Origin of the sequence: Avibacterium sp. 21-595, from assembly GCF_023611905.1 — a bacterium.
Taxonomy (GTDB): domain Bacteria; phylum Pseudomonadota; class Gammaproteobacteria; order Enterobacterales; family Pasteurellaceae; genus Avibacterium.
The window spans coordinates 1,861,101-1,880,729 of the sequence record NZ_CP091455.1 but is presented as its reverse complement, the minus strand read 5'-3'; the positions used below and the strand labels follow the sequence as shown (position 1 = coordinate 1,880,729).

At 36.4% G+C, this 19,629-nt stretch carries 14 protein-coding genes; 3 read left to right on the top strand and 11 right to left on the bottom strand.

Annotated elements, in window-relative coordinates; all coding sequences use genetic code 11:
* Window positions 1-85 precede the first annotated feature (85 nt).
* The 3 genes from L4F92_RS08690 to L4F92_RS08680 all read right to left on the bottom strand — a co-directional run bounded on the left by L4F92_RS08690 (window position 86) and on the right by L4F92_RS08680 (window position 3,828).
* Window positions 86-1,222, bottom strand: a complete 1,137-nt coding sequence (locus L4F92_RS08690) for a glycerate kinase (protein WP_250363438.1) — start codon at window positions 1,220-1,222, stop codon at window positions 86-88.
* 12 nt (window positions 1,223-1,234) lie between these two features.
* Window positions 1,235-2,611, bottom strand: coding sequence for a GntP family permease (locus L4F92_RS08685; protein WP_250363437.1), 1,377 nt, complete (start codon window positions 2,609-2,611; stop codon window positions 1,235-1,237).
* A 122-nt stretch (window positions 2,612-2,733) separates the two neighbouring features.
* On the bottom strand, window positions 2,734-3,828 hold the full coding sequence (locus tag L4F92_RS08680; protein WP_250363436.1) for a sugar diacid recognition domain-containing protein: 1,095 nt from the start codon (window positions 3,826-3,828) through the stop codon (window positions 2,734-2,736).
* A gap of 174 nt (window positions 3,829-4,002) precedes the next feature.
* On the opposite strand from L4F92_RS08680, the gene rpsO reads away from it, so the two are divergent.
* Window positions 4,003-4,272 (top strand): 30S ribosomal protein S15, encoded by a 270-nt coding sequence (gene rpsO, locus L4F92_RS08675; RefSeq protein ID WP_250349684.1) that lies wholly within the window; start codon window positions 4,003-4,005, stop codon window positions 4,270-4,272.
* 293 nt (window positions 4,273-4,565) lie between these two features.
* Here the strand turns inward: rpsO and apbC are convergent, their stop codons facing one another.
* Window positions 4,566-5,690 carry an iron-sulfur cluster carrier protein ApbC gene (gene apbC, locus L4F92_RS08670; protein ID WP_250364586.1) on the bottom strand — a complete coding sequence of 375 codons (1,125 nt, stop codon included), beginning with the start codon at window positions 5,688-5,690 and terminating at the stop codon, window positions 4,566-4,568.
* A 191-nt stretch (window positions 5,691-5,881) separates the two neighbouring features.
* Here apbC and metG point away from each other — a divergent pair, with 191 nt between their 5' ends.
* A complete protein-coding gene (gene metG, locus L4F92_RS08665; RefSeq protein WP_250363435.1) occupies window positions 5,882-7,933 on the top strand; it encodes a methionine--tRNA ligase in 2,052 nt (683 codons plus the stop codon).
* 53 nt (window positions 7,934-7,986) lie between these two features.
* On the opposite strand, the gene mnmC is transcribed toward metG, so the two are convergent.
* Window positions 7,987-10,038, bottom strand: coding sequence for a bifunctional tRNA (5-methylaminomethyl-2-thiouridine)(34)-methyltransferase MnmD/FAD-dependent 5-carboxymethylaminomethyl-2-thiouridine(34) oxidoreductase MnmC (gene mnmC, locus L4F92_RS08660; protein WP_250363434.1), 2,052 nt, complete (start codon window positions 10,036-10,038; stop codon window positions 7,987-7,989).
* 157 nt (window positions 10,039-10,195) lie between these two features.
* On the opposite strand from mnmC, the gene fabB reads away from it, so the two are divergent.
* A complete protein-coding gene (gene fabB, locus L4F92_RS08655) occupies window positions 10,196-11,416 on the top strand; it encodes a beta-ketoacyl-ACP synthase I (protein WP_250349687.1) in 1,221 nt (406 codons plus the stop codon).
* Between the two features lie 74 nt (window positions 11,417-11,490).
* Here the strand turns inward: fabB and L4F92_RS08650 are convergent, their stop codons facing one another.
* From L4F92_RS08650 to L4F92_RS08625, 6 genes are all read right to left on the bottom strand, one after another.
* Window positions 11,491-12,153 (bottom strand): HEPN domain-containing protein, encoded by a 663-nt coding sequence (locus L4F92_RS08650; protein WP_250363433.1) that lies wholly within the window; start codon window positions 12,151-12,153, stop codon window positions 11,491-11,493.
* A 67-nt stretch (window positions 12,154-12,220) separates the two neighbouring features.
* On the bottom strand, window positions 12,221-12,628 hold the full coding sequence (locus L4F92_RS08645; RefSeq protein WP_250363432.1) for an SMI1/KNR4 family protein: 408 nt from the start codon (window positions 12,626-12,628) through the stop codon (window positions 12,221-12,223).
* A gap of 2 nt (window positions 12,629-12,630) precedes the next feature.
* Window positions 12,631-13,281: an HNH/ENDO VII family nuclease gene (locus tag L4F92_RS08640; RefSeq protein WP_250363431.1), complete on the bottom strand. Its 651-nt coding sequence runs from the start codon at window positions 13,279-13,281 to the stop codon at window positions 12,631-12,633.
* A 76-nt stretch (window positions 13,282-13,357) separates the two neighbouring features.
* A complete protein-coding gene (locus tag L4F92_RS08635) occupies window positions 13,358-16,492 on the bottom strand; it encodes an ATP-binding protein (protein ID WP_250349691.1) in 3,135 nt (1,044 codons plus the stop codon).
* Window positions 16,493-16,496: 4 nt separating this feature from the next.
* Complete coding sequence (locus tag L4F92_RS08630; RefSeq protein WP_250349692.1) at window positions 16,497-17,129, bottom strand: hypothetical protein; 633 nt, start codon at window positions 17,127-17,129, stop codon at window positions 16,497-16,499.
* Between the two features lie 117 nt (window positions 17,130-17,246).
* Window positions 17,247-19,559: a dynamin family protein gene (locus tag L4F92_RS08625; protein ID WP_250349693.1), complete on the bottom strand. Its 2,313-nt coding sequence runs from the start codon at window positions 19,557-19,559 to the stop codon at window positions 17,247-17,249.
* Between the last annotated feature and the right edge of the window lie 70 nt (window positions 19,560-19,629).

The window sequence follows — 19,629 nt, the reverse complement described above, 5'->3', positions numbered from 1 at the left end:
GCGAATGAAAAAACTATTCCATAGATAAATTAAGTGCGGTACAAATTTTCTTAATTTTTGCACCGCACTCTGATCTTAACTCAAGTTATCTTGTGGTTAACTGATAAAATCGGGCAACATTCTGTGCGGTTGAAATCAGATTTTCTTTTCCTGATCGTAAGGTGTTTTCCAAGCTATCTAGCTGACGAATAATGGGAAATACCGCATCAATACCCTGCTCATACACCACTTCGTAATCTTCTCGTAGGCAACCTACGATAGCAATAACAGGCTTGCCAAATTGTTTGGCTACTTTAGCGACGCCAATTGGCGTTTTTCCGTATGCACTTTGCCCATCCATTCTGCCTTCACCTGTAATCACTAAATCCGCATTTTGTACTTGTGTGGCAAAATTTAAGGTTTCTAATACAATATTTACCCCTTTTTTTAACCGCACTTTAGGGAGAAGCAATAATCCACCGCCCATTCCTCCTGCCGCGCCAGCTCCCGCTTGGTTAGCAATATCAATACCAAGTTGTTGCCGCACGGTTTGTGCAAAATGTGCAAGTGCGACATCCAGTTGCTGAACTATTTGAGGCGTTGCCCCTTTTTGTGGCCCGAATACTGCTGATGCCCCTGTCTCACCACACATTGGATTGCTCACATCACAAGCAACCTCAATTTGTACTTGGGCTAAACGCGGATCAAGCTGGTGTAAATCAATATGAGCGATGTTAATTAACTGCTCACCACCATAGTTTAAAAGCTGATTTTCATCATTGAGAATGCGTGCGCCTAAGGCTTGCAACATTCCTACACCTGCGTCATTGGTTGCACTCCCTCCTATACCTAGAATAATTTTTTTAACGCCATAATTTAATGCCTCTAAAATCAATTCTCCCGTACCAAAACTGGTGGTTTTCAATGGATTGCGTGCTTCCATTGGTACAAGATGCAATCCAGAAGCTGCTGCCATTTCAATGAATGCGGTTTTACCATCACCAGAAAGCCCCCAAAATGCATCAATTTTATTACCTAACGGGGCAGTGACAGTACATTGTATTAGCTTTCCTTCGGTGGCATCCACCAAGGATTGCACCGTACCTTCACCACCATCAGCCATTGGGATTTTACAATATTGAGCTTGTGGAAAAATCTTTTTAAAGCCAATTTCAATCGCTTCCGCTACTTCAAGAGCGGTTAAGCTTTCTTTGAATGAGTCTGGTGCAATGAGTATTTTCATTATCAATGTCCATTAAAGTAAAACTAAGGAAAGAACATAAACCGTGCTAATCCCCACGATTCCCATAATAAAAGTCAGTGCGGTTTGTGTACGATAGCCTTGTTGTGCGGTCATCTTGCTGAAGTTTGTAACTACCCAGTAGTAACTATCATTCGCGTGAGAAACACACATTGCGCCTGCTGCAATTGCCATTACGGTTAGTGCAGCCGCAATTTCACTGGTTAAACCCAAAGCATTCATTAGAGAATCATCGACGTTAAACATTCCCATAATTGCTGCGGTGGTAATCATCGCTACGGTTGAACTGCCTTGCGCCGTTTTTAAAATTGCAGAAATGATAAATGGAAAGAAAATACCGGCACTACTAATAATATGTGCGTTTTCTTTAATATATTCTACAAAGCCAGCTTCAACAATGACTTTACCTAATACCCCACCCGCTGCAGTGATAAACAGAATAGGGCCAACAAGTTTTAGTGTATCATTTGTTAAGGTTTCAAATGTTTTGATTTTGCCACATTGAAAAATCAGAATAATAGCGAAAATTAGCCCAACACCTAAGGCAATAATCGGATTACCTAAGAATAAAATGAAGTTAGCTATATCTCCTGTTGTGCCAGAAATTTTAGTTATTGAACCTAATGCCATTAAAATAATCGGTACAAAGATAGGGGCAAAGCTCAGAAAACCATTGGGTAACGTGCCATATTTTTGCAATAACGCTTCATAGCCTTGAGCAATAAGTTCATCGTTCGTCTCATCTTGTAAGATAACTCGCTTGCCAATAAATTTGGCAAAAAGATAGCTTGCGATTAATACAGGAATAGACACTGTAATTCCCATCAGAATCACTAATAATAAATTATGCTCTAAACCTAAACCACCAGCTACTGCAATTGGTCCCGGTGTCGGTGGAATGAATACGTGTGCGGCATATAGACCAGCACTAAGCGCAACAGCTGTGCCAACAGGATTTGCGGCAATTTTTTTCTGAATAGCTTCACGAATTGGGTTTAACACAACAAAACCACTATCACAGAATACAGGAATACCCACAACCCAGCCCATAATAAGCATTGCAAGTTCAGGTCGTTTTTGTCCAACCAGTTTAACGACGATATCTGCCAATTTTAAGGCTGCGCCTGTTTTTTCTAGTACCATACCGATAATTGCACCAAAAATGATCACAATTCCGATACTTTTAAATGTTCCGCTAAAACCAGCTCCAATCATTGAGGGAATTTTTGTGAGGGGAATGCCAGCAAGAAGAGCTAAAGCAAGGGAAATGCTCATTAAAGCGAGGAATGGATGAACTTTTAATTTCGCTATCATAAAAATCATCATCAAGATAGCAAGGATAAAGCTAATAATGAGTGCGATGCCTGTCATATTATTTCTCCTTTATAGGATTAATCATCACTCATATTATTGTTTTTCCTAATAGAGAATGCTTTATCCGAAGATACAAAAAATAGGATAAAAATCAGTAATAACTTGTCAAAAAGGACAAATCACTTTTTTAATAATATACTTAAATAAAAGATAAACAAATCCTCTATCCTATTGAAAGATAAAGAAGTTATTTGTTCAATTTTATTAAGGCGATAACGTAGCGTATTAATATGAATGAATAAGTTTTGAGCGGTGAGAGTGAGATCACAATTTGACAAAAAATATTGTTGTAAAGTTTTGTGTAATTGTTGATTAGTATCTTGAGTATAAAGTTTATTAATTGGTTTTAACAATTCCTTAGCTTGCCAAGAATCCGTTAAATCATCTAACAAAACGGGCAGTTGGTACTGTTCAAAAAAGTAAACAGCTTTTTTCGGAAAAAATTTTAATCCATAGTTTAACGTACTTAATGCGGTTTTATAAGAAAGGGCGAGCTTTTCATTTCCGCCTAAAAAGCCACCTACAATAATCTTATATGCGCGGAGATTCCAATGTGGTGGAACAAGTGTTTTCAGTAATCTTTTATTTTGGCGTTCACTGGCGGGTAATAATATGAGTACTGAGTCCAGAGAATGAATGGCAAAAAGCACATTTTGCTGCTGTAAGTAGTTCACTAATTCTTGTAATTGGTTCTGATTGGAATGGCATAGATTAATCAATACGACTATGTAATCAAGGGATAGGTCAATGCCAAAGAAATGTGCTTGTTGAGCAAGTAAAGGATATTTTTGTGAATTATCGACTAACTGTAAAATAAATTCTTCTTTATAACGATGAGACCAACGCTCTTGCTCAATTAAAATATATTGTTCAATAATTAATTCCGCAGTCATTTTTACCAATTCGGCATAAGGACGCACTTCCTCTGGGTGACCTGAGACACCCACCACGCCAAAAATTTTACCAAGATAATTAATCGGAATATTGATACCGGGTTTCGCTTCTTGATTCCATTTTTGCGAAAGGAGCTCATCAACTTCCACAACACGATTTTTTCGAATTGCAATCACCGCACCAATATGTTTTTGATTTAAACGGGTGGTATCTCCTGAAGCAATAATGATCCCATTTTTATCCATTACATTGACGCTGTTCGGAATAATATGCATTGCTCGTTTCACAATTTTCTGTGCGACTTGTTGATCTAGTTCCATAATCCACCTGAAAATGAAATCAAACTTGATTAAATCATATAATTAAAATATGTATTTCCCCAAGATATTTATTGCATTTTTTTGCTTAACCGCTACAATTATCGCTCCTTGTCGGCGCTGAATTAGAGATCGGCGTTTGATGTATGATTAACCCCTATAATTGAGGATTTAACTATGTCTCTAAGTACAGAAAAAAAAGCAGAAATCGTTGCTGAGTTTGGTCGTGATGCAAAAGATACTGGTTCTTCAGAAGTTCAAATTGCATTATTAACAGCGCAAATTAACCACTTACAAGGTCATTTTGCTGTTCATAAAAAAGATCACCACGGTCGTCGTGGTTTGTTACGTATGGTTTCTCGTCGTCGTAAATTATTAGATTACTTAAAACGTACTGATTTAGCTAAATATAGCGAAATTATCGCGCGTTTAGGTTTACGTCGCTAATCATTAAATTAAGTAAAGAAAACGCTCAAGAGATTGAGCGTTTTTTTATGCCCGGGATTGGGTGATGTGCAGAATGAATTTTCTTTTATGCGTAAAATTGCCGAAAAAAACACCGCACTAATGTATGAGAGAATAAGGCAATTTTACATCGTATGGTACAGGCTTAGTGCTTTATCGCCAGTCGTTTAGTTAAGCGATATAAGGGCGAATACATCAAACCGCCCTTATATTGAAATTAGATGCGTTGAAAAACTTGTGAAAAAAGCACCGCACTTGGTGAAGTGCGAATAGGTTTATTCCACCGCTTTAAATAAAATTTCGCTTGGAATAATCTCTCCTTGCCAATAAAGTTCGCTGGCAACGTTTTCTGCTAACTGTAAGAAAGATTGGGCAATTTCGCTGTCTAGGGCAGAAATCACCGTAGGTTTACCGTTATCCATATCTTCACGTAGGCGGATATGTAATGGTTGTTGTGCGAGGACTTTTACTTGATATTTTTCTGCCATTTTTTCAGCGCCACCAGTGCCAAAAATCGGTTCGTGATGACCGCAGTGGCTACAAATATGCACCGACATATTTTCCACAATACCAAGCACAGGGACAGAAACACGCTGGAACATTGAAATCCCTTTAATCGCATCAATTAAGGCGATATCTTGTGGGGTAGTAACTACAATCGCCCCAGTTACAGGGATTTGTTGTGAGAGCGTAAGCTGAATATCTCCCGTTCCCGGCGGCATATCAATCACTAAATAATCCAGCTCTACGCCATCTTTTGCCCATAGGGTTTCTTGCAAAAGTTGGCTTAATGCACTGCTTGCCATAGGTCCACGCCAAATGGTGGCATTATCTGGGTCCATTAAATAGCCAATAGAATTGGTGCGTAATCCATACACTTCAATAGGGTTAATATGTTTGTTGTCTGGCGAAGTTGGACGCTGATCTGCCACGCCAAGCATATGGGGGACAGATGGGCCATAAATATCCGCATCGAGCAAGCCAACTTTTGCGCCTTGTGCTTGCAAAGCTAAAGCCAAATTGACGGAAACGGTAGATTTGCCCACACCGCCTTTGCCTGAACTTACTGCAATAATATTTTTGATGCCTTTTACCGCTGGGTGATTATTGGCGCGTTTTAAGGTGGCGATTTGGTAGTTCAGCACCCATTTTATTTCTGTGGCTTGGGTGATTTTTTCTAGTGCATTGGTTAGCGCTGCTTTTAATTGTTCAAAACCACTGTTCCACGCAAAAGGCATTGTGATTTCAATGCGTAACACGCCTGCGCCTAGCTCTACTTTTTTGATCGCATTAAGGCTGATTAAATCACGTTGTAAGCTAGGGTGTTGAAATTGTTGGAATAATTGTTGAATTTCGGCTTGTTGAGCCTCGCTTAAATTCGTTGAAAAATGAATGGTCATCATTATTTCCTATTGTTAAGTCGCTGTTAAGTAAATGGTTAGAGAATAGTTGAGTAAATTTGTGGGTATATTTAAACACGGCAAGGCGGTGCTGTTAAGTATAAATTGAGATAAACCGCCTTGAACTGGAAAAAATACCGCCAATAAGGTAAAATTCGGCACAATTTTTCTGATGATAAAGGTAACAGATAATGTCAAATTCACCTCGTAAAATTTTAGTCACTTGCGCATTGCCTTATGCAAACGGCCCGATCCATTTAGGACATATGCTTGAGCATATCCAAGCCGATATTTGGGTGCGCTTCCAACGTATGCGTGGCAACGAAATTTATTTTGTTTGTGCCGATGATGCACACGGCACGCCAATTATGTTGAAAGCCGATCAAATGGGCATTACGCCTGAGCAGTTAATTGCCGATGTACAGCAGAAACATATTGTGGATTTTGAAGGCTTTAATATTAGCTTTGATAACTATCATTCTACCCATAGTGAAGAAAATCGTGAATTGGCACAATGTATTTATCGCAAATTAAAAGAAAATGGTTTTATCAAAAGCCGTACTATTTCACAATTATTCGATCCTGAAAAACAAATGTTCTTGCCTGATCGATTTGTTAAAGGGACTTGCCCAAAATGTAAATCCCCTGATCAATATGGTGATAATTGCGAAGTTTGTTCTGCCACATATAGCCCAACAGAATTAATTAATCCACGCTCTACGGTTTCAGGTGCAACGCCAGTGTTGAAAGAGAGTGAGCATTTTTTCTTTGATTTACCAAGTTTTGAAGCAATGTTGAAAGAGTGGATTCGCTCTGGATCTTTGCAACAGGAAGTGGCGAACAAAATGCAAGAATGGTTTGAAGCGGGTTTACAACAGTGGGATATTTCTCGTGATGCCCCTTATTTTGGCTTTAAAATTCCTGATACAGAAAACAAATATTTCTATGTTTGGCTTGATGCGCCAATTGGTTATATGGCATCGTTTAAAAACCTCTGTGAGCGTAAAGGGGATTTAGACTTTAACGATTTTTGGCGACAAGACAGCCAAACGGAGCTTTATCATTTTATTGGTAAAGATATTATGTATTTTCACTCCTTGTTTTGGCCCGCTATGTTAGAAGGGGCTGAATTGCGTAAGCCAGATAATATTTTTGTTCACGGCTATGTTACCGTAAATGGCGAAAAAATGTCGAAATCTCGTGGCACATTTATCCAAGCAGCAACTTACTTAAAACATTTAGATCCAGAGTATTTACGCTATTATTATGCGGCGAAATTGGGGAATAGAATTGACGATCTTGATCTCAATTTAGAGGATTTTGTTCAACGAGTAAACACCGATGTGGTGAATAAATTAGTTAATCTTGCTTCACGCAATGCAGGGTTTATTCAAAAACGTTTTGATGGCGAGCTTGCTGCAACCTTGCAAGATCCACAATTATTTGCTGAATTTACCGCACAATCTGAACAAATTGCCGCCTATTATGAAAATCGCGAATTTGGTAAAGCGATCCGTGAAATTATGGCATTAACGGATAAAGCGAATAAATATATTGATGAAAAAGCACCTTGGGTTATTGCCAAAGAAGAAGGGCGAGAGCAAGAATTACAGCAAGTTTGCTCAATGGGTATCCAACTTTTCCGTGTATTAATGGGGTATTTAAAACCAGTGTTACCGAAATTGGCAGAGCGTGCCGAAGCCTTTTTACAAGCCGAAATTACTTGGGACAACCTTGCAACACCTTTGCTCGCGCATAAAATTGCACCATTTAAGGCATTGTTCTCTCGTTTAGAGATGAAACAAATTGAACAAATGATTGAGGCATCTAAAGCTGAAAATGCACAATTACTTCCACAATCCCATAGTGAGAAAAGTTCGGTGGAAAATTTACAATATATTGAGCCTTTTGAAGACACGATCAGCATTGATGATTTTGCCAAATTAGATTTGCGCGTTGCCAAAGTGCTAAAATGTGAAGCCGTGCCTGAAAGTAACAAATTATTGAAATTTATCTTAGATTTAGGCGTTGAACAACGCCAAGTTTTCTCTGGGATTAAGGCGGCTTACAATAAACCTGAAGAATTAGAGGGGCGTATGGTGATTATGGTTGCCAACCTCGCACCGCGTAAAATGAAATTTGGTATGTCAGAAGGAATGATTCTTTCTGCGGGCAGTGGCGGCGCAGATTTATTCTTACTTGATGTTGATTCTGGTGCAAAAGCAGGGGCGCGCGTGAAGTAATCAAGCGTAAGAGGAAATAGCGAAAAGGCGAACATCAGGTTCGCCTTTTTTGTTTATGCAACGGGCGTGCCTTTTAGCAATTTCCTTATCCAACTACGATTTGGGCTGAGTTGATGCAAAATATCTTCACTTAATGGCAAGGGTTCGCCGTAAATTAATGATGCAAGGACTTCGCCAAGTAAAGGGGCGGAAGTTAATCCCCTTGAGCCTAATGCCCCGATTAAATAAAGATTACGATGTATTGCGGCTGGTGGAATGGGCTGTTTGCGGCGGCGAAGATTGAACAAATTATTGTAGTCTGCTACTTGCTGAGTAAAATCTGGCACGTTACCGACCATTGGAATACGATCTCGCACCGCACAACGCACGCCAACACGCGCAAGATTGTCAGATGTATCGATCGCGTTCACCCATTCAGCCCCCGCAAGATTATGTTGAATTTTATATTGATTTTGTTGCTGTTCTTGTGAGCTGAATTGACGATCTTGATTATCGCGAACGTGGCTCGCCCCAATGCAATGGCTCGTTTGATGTTGATCGGCGGGAGTGAGATAACCGTCATAGCAAAGCACGGCATTAAGTTGCTTTAATTGTGGTGTTGTGGGAATTTGGCTCACTTGCCCACGCACGGGATAAACCGGCAATTCTTTCGTTTGATGAAAGTTTTTTAGCTGATGTCCATTGGCAATAATGACAATGTGATGAGAAAAGGTTTCACCCTGTGCATTGGTCAATTGCCAATTTTCATCTTGCAGTGAAAGTGCGGTAATTTTTTGCGATGTTTTTATGCTTACGCCCTGTTCGGCTAGATAGCTAAATAAATTTTGCACTAATTGACGAGGAGCAAGCCAAGCCCCTTGTGGAAGAAATGCCCCACCACAAGGCAGTGGTAAACCGACTTTTTCGCTTAATTCAGTTTGGGAAAGTGGTTGGAATAAGGTTTCAGGCAAATCTAACGCAGAAATTTTATCTAATTTCACCGCACTTTTATGATCATAAGCACAGAGGGCAACGCCACAAAAAGCGTGTTCAAATTCAATTCCCTGTTTAATAGCCCAATGTAATTGCTGCTGCCCATATAAAAATGCGTGGATATAAAAACGAATATTACGTTTATCATCATCACTCAGTTGTGGATAAAATGCCCCTTGTTTATTGCCAGAAGCATTGAGGGCGGTTTGTTCATCTTCGCAATATAAGGTGATGTTTGCGCCTCGTTGTAATAAAGACAGCGCAGTAAAGGCGGAAGCAATTCCCCCGCCGATAATGGCAATATCTTGTTGATCTACTTTGCTAGGGCGCGGTTTGCTCAGCGGAGCTGATTGAGCCAAATACCAAGGGGTTAAGATTGCCAAAGTGCGGTGATTTTTTTTGTCATTTTCTGGTTTTACGCCAGCTAAACATTCACGCTTTTTACCATAGCCTTTGCGTTTATGTACGCAAAACCCTGCATTTTCTAACCCTTTTCGCACCGCACTGGCTGCCGTAAAGGTGGCAAATGTTCCATTCGTTTTGCAATAATTGAACATTGCAGTATAAAGTTGTGCGTTCCACATTTGCGGGTTTTTACTCGGAGAAAAGCCATCTAAAAACCACGCATCAATACGATTTTGCATATAATCACCAAGTTGCGGTAAGTTGTCTGCGATATCGCCAAACCAAACATCTAATGTGCTTTCATTAAAATGAAAACGCTGGCAGCCATTAATCATTGGTTGCCAGTGTTGGCAAAGTTGCTGGCTTAACTCAGTAAACTCCGCATAAGGCAGGTGCGTTTCGGCTAACTGCGTTTGATTCAATGGATATTTTTCAAAAGAAATAAAGAACAGACGTTTTAATGGGCTATGGGGGTGAGCTTGTCTAAATTGGCGAAAGAGCGTGGTTACGGCAAAAAAATTCAGCCCTGTACCAAAACCTGTTTCTCCGATCACAAAATGAGATTGTTCAAAATCTTGCCAACGTTGCCATAATTGATTTCCTTCTTGAAAAACATAGCGACTTTCTGCCAACCCATCTTGATTAGAGAAATAAACATCATCAAATGTAGCGGAAACAGGCGTTTTTTCTTGGTTAAAATAAATCTCGGCGTGATTAAGTTTAAACATCGGTGTGGTTATCTTTGTTGTACTGATTGAGTTTGCTATAATAACGGAATTTTCTGGATTGGTCGAACCTTCAAAGAAATGCTTGCAATATTTTCATTTCGTAGTAAGTTAGCGACCGACAAATCTATTTACTCTTTCAACCCAAAAGGAATAATTTATGAAAAGAGCGGTAATTACTGGTTTCGGCGTCATTTCTAGTATCGGTAACAATAAAGAAGAAGTGCTAGCTTCATTAAAAGCGGGCAAATCAGGCATTGAATTAGTGCCAGAATTTGTCGAAATGGGTATGCGTAGCCATATCGCAGGAACACTTAAAATTACTCCTTCAGAATTAATTGACCGTAAAGTTTACCGTTTTATGGGCGATGCAGCCGCTTATGCGTATCTTTCAATGAAAGAAGCCATTGAAGATGCCGGATTAACAGAAGAACAGGTTTCTAACGATCGTACAGGCTTGGTCATTGGTGCCGGAACAGGTTCGGCACATAACCAATTAATCGCTTGTGATGCTGTGCGTGGGCCTCGTGGCGTAAAAGCCGTTGGGCCTTATGCGGTAACCAAAACAATGGCATCAAGCGTTTCAGCTTGTTTAGCGACTCCTTATAAAATTCGTGGTGTTAATTACAGCATTAGTTCAGCTTGTGCGACTTCAGCACATTGTATTGGACACGCACTAGAATTAATCCAATTAGGCAAACAAGATATCGTATTTGCAGGTGGTGCAGAGGAACTTTCTTGGGAATGTGCAACAGAGTTTGATGCAATGGGCGCGGTTTCGACAAAATATAATGATACGCCAGAGAAAGCTTCTCGCGCTTATGATGCAAACCGTGATGGTTTTGTTATCGCAGGTGGTGGCGCGGTGGTTGTCGTTGAAGAATTAGAACACGCCCTTGCTCGTGGTGCAAAAATTTATGCAGAAATCGTAGGCTATGGCGCAACTTCAGATGGTTATGATATGGTCGCTCCGAGTGGAGAAGGGGCAGAGCGTTGTATGAAACAAGCAATGGCAACCGTAGATACCCCAATTGATTACATCAACGTACATGGCACGTCAACACCAGTTGGTGATGTGAAAGAACTTGGTGCAATTAAAAACGTATTCGGTGAAAGCCAACCTGCGATTTCGTCCACAAAATCAATGACAGGACATTCCCTAGGTGCTGCAGGTGCGCACGAAGCCATCTACACATTATTAATGTTAGATAACGATTTTATTGCCCCAAGCATTAACATTGAAACTCTTGATCCACAAGCTGAAGGGATGAATATCGTAACAAAAACCAAAGAAAATGCGGGCTTAAATACCGTGATGTCAAACAGCTTTGGTTTTGGTGGCACAAATGCAACCTTAGTTTTTAGACGTTATACAAAATAATATTCATTAAAAAGACATAAAAATAAAGCAGGTTAAATACCTGCTTTATTTTTTTGTATGATGAGTGATATTTTTTATTTATTTTTTACTAATGGATAAAACGGTTTACCCCAATCTAATTTATCGTAGTTATTCATCATAATTTCAAGCATTGTGGGTAAAAATAAAGAAAGAAGTTGGCAACTTACTTTTAATTGCTCACGGTTAACAGAACTATTAAAAGTTGCACCACCGTGAATAATCTGATTTCTCAGCGTATAAAGACGCCCAAATAATATAGTCAAAATTTGAGGTGTATTTTGTTTTTCTAATGCAGAAAGCAAATGTCTTTGTTCATCTTTCTCTTCTTTAAGGTATTGCTGTTCGGTAATATCACCATTATGAAAACGCCAAAATGGCTGAAAAATAAATTGATTATTTGTAAGTAAACGAATAGGCTGGGAAAAATTCCTCCATACTAGAGTATAAATAGTTTGCTCTTCATCTAAACTACAAATCCGTAATAAAAACTCATTTAAATTAACCCGCTCTTTATTTTCTAAGTTCTTCATTTCTTTAGCATAAGCAGAATTAAACGCTATCCAAAGAAAAATAAATTTAGTATCTAAATCTTCAGTGGCTTCAGCCTGCTTTAACCAACTTAATGCTCGGTGGATACGGAGTTTAAAGTTGTCGGAGTAGTTTTGGGAATCTTTATTTTGTTTAAAATAAGTGGTAAGAGTTAATATATCTCTCATAAAGCTATCCTCACTAAATATAATTTATAATTAGTAGGATAGCATATATTAAGATATTAGCATACGGTTATTGTTCTAATATATCTAATAAGAATTCTGTTAATGAATTTTGTTTGTTTTTTATAATAGAGTTACTGGATGCCGACCATACATATATTTTACCATCGTTATTATCATAAATATAATATTGACCATCTCCAATGTCTAATAAAGGAATATGATTGTTAGGAATGTTTACATTATATTCTTTAAATTCTTTGAGTAAGTTAAGAATATTAAGATAGTAATCAGTTGAAACTCCCAATCCATATATTTCATCACTGTTGTAACTTAATATACCAAAACTAGATAAAAAATCTCTATATTCAGATGAAAATTTTATACCTAACTGTCTTTCAGCTGATAAAATTTCGTTTTCATTAGCTGGGCGAATAATAGCACCTTTTGCTACAAATTTATTTGCTAATTCTTTCATTGTTATACTCCTTGTTTTTCTATAATTTCAGCAGCACGTTCTTTCCAGTGTTCTTCTTTTTCTTTTTTAAAACTCTCACGATCTATTTCAGATTCTTTTTTCACATCATGCAATATAGTGTGGTTACCTGGTCCTCTATGTTCTCTTGAAGTTAATTCAGCGAGAGGTGAATTTTGATTTTGTCCAATATGATGAAGCTCAATTGGTTTACCACCTTTATCTAAAGGTGCAAGTCCTTGTTGCATTCTACCTAGGTTAGTTCTCCCTAATTCATCTTTTTGATTAAGATCAATATCTTCTTTGCATAGAACAAATTTCCCATTAATTTCTTTTGGCATTAAGCTTGCTCCTTGATAAATATCAGCCTCTTCTTCTGATTTTATCAGCGCAACAATTTCGGAAGGCCAGATTAATGTGAGTTTTTCAATGGTTTCTTCTTTCACTGGCGTAAAATGCTCTTTAGCTAAACAATCCATAACATTTTCTGAGTTAGAAGGATTTTTAGTGTCAGTAGCGACTTTGTCAGTTATATTAGCTTCATCAAAAATATCTTCAATAGTAATTTTATCATCAGCCCATACTGGTAACTCTTTGCTATTGACCTCTTTTGTGTCTATCGACGGTGTTTCTTGTGTTTCTAATTTATTGAGCATATAAACTCCTAGTCTTTATAAAGTTATTTTATATTCTGTTAGGTATTCTCAGCTGAATGAGAATTTAATATATGACTTATAGTAGATTTTTTCTGATTGTATTATGTATAAATCCTTCAATATTCCTCGTGTTTTCAAAGTTATGATGTAAATTCTCAATAATAAGTTGAATTAATTCATTAACCTCTTTTTCTTGAATATTATCTTGTCTAGATTGAAGTTCTTTGATTCGTTGAGTTACTCCATTTTGTAAATCAAAAAAATCTAGTAGAATTTTAAATGTCTTATCTGGACAGTCCCAAAATGGAGAATTGCCTTTTTGTTCATAATGTTGAATTAATTTGTGTAAATATGAGCTTTTACGAGCTGATGAACTAAACCGATTTACCCCTTTTTTTAATACATTAATATCAAATTGGCTTTCATTTTCTAGCTGTTTATGTAATAAGAAACGGATTAAATGTTCATTGAAGATTTTCTTTTCATCTTCTTCATTGGCAACATATTGATAAGGTTTTTCTTCACTATCAAAATACGCAATTTTACACAGGATTGGTTCAAGCCAGTTATTTTGATAAACAACAGCGATACCTTTTGGTAATTTAGCTATTTCTTCTAATTGTTCATCATTAACTCCAGCAGCTTTTCCGGCTAAACGGCGATCTGATTCGTCTGGTAAACGCATAATAATTTTCGTATTAGTATTTCGGATTGCAGAAATATCCACTGCATTTGGTGATTGATCTGCAATGATAAAACCTTCTCCATAAGTTCGCATTTCAGCAATCGCATTTGAAAGCATTTCAACCGATTTACCAGCAACATTAGAACCCTCTGAACTTTGTTCCGTTGAAGTGCGTTTTAAGATATTGTGGGCTTCTTCTAAAACTGTAATGTGTTTCAGAGGTTCATTCATTCCTGTTGCTGTAGCCATTCTATGTTCACTTAATCTCATTATTAAGATTCCCATAATCAGCGATTTTGTTTCTTGTGAACCGACACGGCTTAAATCAATAATGACATTTTCATCAAAGAGTAATGAGTTATCTAATTCATCAGCGTTAAAAATTTGACCATTTAAACCATTTGTTAATGATTTAATTCGAGTTGCTAATGCACCACTATAATTACTCTTCATTTCGCTTGAATAATTTGATTTTTCAATCACAATTTCTAATTGATGTAGCAAATCAACAAAACTAGGAAAACGATTTGGTGTTCTTGTTGTAGAAGAAATTAAATTCCAACCGCTGGCTTCATAGGCTGAAAGTATTGCATCTTTAAGTACTGCTGGCATCGCAGCATACATTGGCCAACAAACATTAAAGATCTCAATTAAACGATCAATATGTTCTAAAATATGTACTTCAGCTGGGAATTTGAATGGATTGATTTTTAGTAACTTGGCTTGTTTTGGATTTGTGCCGAAAACAGCAACATCTTCACGATGTCCAAATACATTTTTGTATTCCCCTTTGGCTGGCTCAATGACCATAAACTTCACTTCATTTTTATTGAATTGATCAAGTAATTGATAGACGGTATTACTTTTTCCAGAGCCAGTGGAACCTGTAACAAAAATATGACTAGATAGAGTTTGCAAATCTAAATTAACTACTTGTGCTTTTTCTGACCACAAATGGAAAATCTTACCTAATTCGACTTTTGGCTTATCTTTATTAGAAGAATTTACACTTCCTACTGCATCTATGACTTGAATTTTTCTTCCGAAAGATTTTCCTTCTAATACGGAAACCGTAGATGTAGAGCGACGTGGTAAACCTAGTTGAATGGCCATTTCTTTTCCTGAAACTAAGACCGCGGGCGTAAAAAATGGAATATCAACACCTTTTACAAAATTCCCTGACACTCTTGGATGAGAAAAATTCTTCAGCCATGTAAGTACTTCTTTTGTTTTGTTTGGATCTTGTTTATTCCATATTGTAAAGGCAAAATCTTCTGCACTTGATGTATTACCACGCATTAAGCTAAAAAACATACTGGCAAGTGCTTGTGAAGTGGCTAAATCCTCACTAATAAAATAAGCAGCAGAATTCCATCCGCCATAACGTCGTGCTTCATCAATACGCTCTAAGTTGTGATCCACCTTTTTCAACAATAGTTCAATGGTTTTATTCGTAAATTCAATCGAACGTTGCTTACTTGTACCAAGCGTGCGATTTACATTTCTTCCTGTTGTTGTTCCGTAACTATCAGTCGTTGAGGTAGTTTGGGACTGACTTTGGCTTTCATTGCTTCCTGTTGTTGTGGTAAATGTCGTACTCTTAGTATTTGTTTTACTGGCAAAAACGCCAATTGATGAAGTTGATGATATTGATGCAAAGTCGATACTTACTCCGCCAGTTATACTTCTAGAGTAATTTCCCCCCATTGAATATGCAACACTTGTACCAGTTGATTCAGAGTGCGATTCACTTGTTCCTCTGGTTTCAGTGAGACCTAAACTTTTACCAAGTGATTGACTAATGTTCTCACTAATACTAAGTCCTACACTATCACTTTCATTTTCACCATAAGATAAGGTTGTTTTTAATAATGGAGAAAGCTGGGTTGCTACTCCTTCATACCCTTGTTGAATTAAATCTAATTCCATAGTGTTTACAGGTTCTGCAAGAATTAATGCTTGATATATGCGTCCTTCAGCAGCATCAATAAAATGCTCTAATCCCTGCATAAAGTATTCACGTTCATCGGTAGATAAGGATGGAACACTGGTTACAGCAGTAATATTTTTATCACTTTCATCTAATTTATTTACTAATTCTTCAATTTCGTTACCATTTAATGAAACTAATTGAGTGCCTGAGAAATGTCCATTAATTGTTTCTTTCAGTAATTTTCCTGCTGCATTTCCTAAAGATTTTTTGGCTTTACCTTTTGTTCCTAGATAAATGGTTGTCTCTTTACCATCACTATTTAGAAATAGAAAGACAGAATGTCCGGCTGTACCTAATGTAGCATAGGTTGCAGTTAAACTTTCTAGCATTGATTGTTTATTTTCTAAAATAATACGTTCAATACGGAAAATGCGTATATCAGTTGCAAGATGAATACTTTCATTATGCACTAAAGGGAGTAATTCCTCATTGTTTAATGTTGCCAAATATTGTTTATTTAATAATTGATATGTACTATCTAATGAGGATTGTGTTTTTTGGCTAAGTTCGGCCAGTTTAACTTTATCAGACATTGATTTAATCTCCGTTTTTTAGATATAAGAATAAGGCTGTAGCTACAACTAATACGACTCCACCAATTAAACAAACAGTTTTTATAAAATCATTGTTGTTCTTAGGTTCATACAATGAGTTAGCCGTTTTTCTATTCTCTTTTCTCTTGATATCTGATTGTGTTTTATTAAATGTTTGTGAGCCATTATTCCCTTTTGATTCAGATGTATTTATTTTCAGTGTTGTACTCATTTCTGCTCTATTTATGCTAGATTGTGATCTATTGGACATTTGGAAATCAGGATCGCCTTTTTTCATCAACGTCTCACGCACGTTTAGTAAGTGTAGAATACGCTCTAAAGTAAAATTACGATTTAAGAAAACTTGCTGTTGGTAAAAATAATTTTTATTCCAATCATTTTCATCATCGCTAATTGGTGAAACATAGATACTTTCTTCAGCCTCTTCAAATACTGCGTTATTTTTCTCATAAACATAATAAATTGATGCTAGTACCGTTTCGATAGGAAGCGAAAAATTCTTCAAAATCGTCATTAATGCAGAACGAATATCAGATAAATCATTTTTATCTAATGCCTTTTTTAAATATTCAACGGGAATAAAGTCTGTGAGGTTTGGTCTTTTTTGTGTATCCATTGTTTTTTCTCTCATTTAGTTGTTTAAAATTGACCGCATATTTTTTTAAGTGCGGTCAAATTTCATCTAGAAAAATATTTATTCTTTATTTAAAATCCTTTCTTTTATATCTATCCTTTATAAAGCAATAACATCATCAATTTCTTTTTCAAACGCTTTAATTTTTTCCAGATTTTTTTCTGCTTCTTGAATTGCCTCTTTAAGATTTTTATCATCTCTCATTTTGGCTTCCATATCTTGACTGATGTTAGTCATTTGTTTAGCAAATTCTTCACTAATAAACTCACTAAAAGTGTTAATTTGCTCTTCAATATCCATTTCAGTTTTAGTGGCTACTAATCTAAAAAATGAGTTAAATTCGTTATCAAGCATAGGAGATATAACATCGTCCCAGGTAGTATTCGCATCGAAAATCTCTATTTCTTCGTAAATATCTTCAGGATCGTCCCACCAAGTGAATGGATTCCACCATACAGTTCTTGATCTTTCTCCGACTTTTACCTCTTCTGTTTGTGTTATTTTTTTAGCGGATTTTAATTTTTCTAAACTAAAGTTGTAACCAATGCTAGACATTGTTTTTTTTAGGTTTGCTAGTGGAACCTTAGGCATATTAATATTGCTGAAGAAAGCCTCAAGATGTTCTTTATAAATTTTTATCAATTCCTCTTGAATCTTATCTTGGGTATTTAAGACTAAATTTTCAGATTCTGAAATTAATTCAACTTTTTGATGTTCAAATTTATTACCAATTTGTTTAATAACTTCGTTAATCCCATGATCTGTTTTATACTTGCTTCTATTTTTATCAGATTTAAATGCTTCCCCCTCAAGCTCGATCATTTCACGAATCTGTGCTTCTAGCGTATTGATTTTATTTAATGGCTTAGCTAGTGAAAGTTTATCAGGATCTTTTTTAGCTTGATCTATTAGTTTATCTAAATCTTTTTCGGTGCTTTCTCTTATTTTTTTAGCATCTTTTAAGCTTTGTAGCGCATCTTTTATCTTTTCTCTTTGCTCCTGATATGATTCCAAGTTTTTTATAAGATCTTCTTTATTTCTTGCGATATTTGTTACATTTTTAAGGGCATCATAAGCACGGAAAACACGTTCAGGTATGCTATATTTATCAATATAGTTATCGATTACTGCTTCAATGGCTGGGATACCAGTGTGTAATAATGCGATATTCTCTTCATTCTGTAATTTTTGTTTCACCGGCGTACTTAATGGCATATATTTGGTAAAGTCAATGCCAATATAATTATCTTCTTTATCATCTAAGGCACGAAATTCCCAGTTTCTCAAGTCGCTCATTTCTGCACGACTCAAGGTAAAATTAAATTGACGTTTTCTAAGTAAAGAAGCATTTCTGGCACTAATTGGGAAAATTAAAGGATCAGCAATGCCAAAACTTTTTATATAGTCCTTGCATTTTTCTAAAATAGATTGAATACTTTCACCTTTCTCTTCATCAAAAGAATCTGCTTTATTTAATAAGAATAAGAAACGATCTTTATTCTGTACCCCACCTTGTTTCATTGTTTCTGCAATCATAGTTAATGTCTGTTTATCATCATTAATACCGATTTGTGTAGCATTTAACAAGTAACAAATTAATGGCTTTTTAGTATTATCTTGAATTTTTCTAAATGTTACGATCTCGTGATCTTTATCTTGGCTATTATTTGGACCGGGAGTGTCTGTTAAAATTAAACGAATGTTCTCTCTTGCATTTATACCAAGCACATTTCCTTCTAGTTTAATAATAGCGGTATCTTTATGAAGTTCGGTACTATTCCAATCCTTTAATATATTAAGAGTAACCTCATCAGATTTTTCTACACAATTTCCTGCTTTATCAATACGTTGCCCTTTAAACACGCCTTTATCTAATTCTTTATTATCGGTGATTTCAGCAATAATTGCGGTTGTTGCTTCATTTGCCGCGGGAAGTAGTTCACTCCCTAATAATGAATTTAAGAAGGTAGATTTACCTGCAGACATTGTAGCTGCAACATAAATATCAAAATCATTACTTAATGCTTTCTCTAAATTTTCTTGGGTTTTAGGTTGCTTCATTTGTTCTGAAAACAGTGGATGTTTTTCAGCTTTATGAATTAGATGCTTAATATCATTTAAACGGTTATCACTATCAGCAACTTTAATCCATTCAAATTTAATATTTGAGTTGGTTTTTTCAATATCTGCTTTTACATCAACAGCATCATTTTCAAGTCCTTTAAAAATAACTTTAAAGTTAGTGCCATTGAATAATTCATCTCCCACTTTTTTAAAGAATCCTTCAATCCAAAGTTGAATTCTTCGATTTACATAATTATTTAGGAAAATCTGTTCATCAGGTTTTTCATCATTAATAAGAAATGTTGTTTTTATTGTAAACGGATTATGTTCGATATAAATGGAGTTCATAATTTTTCCTTTTATTTACTTAAGTTGATTAATCAAAGTTTTGCATTTTAATAAAGCCAATTTAAGCTTG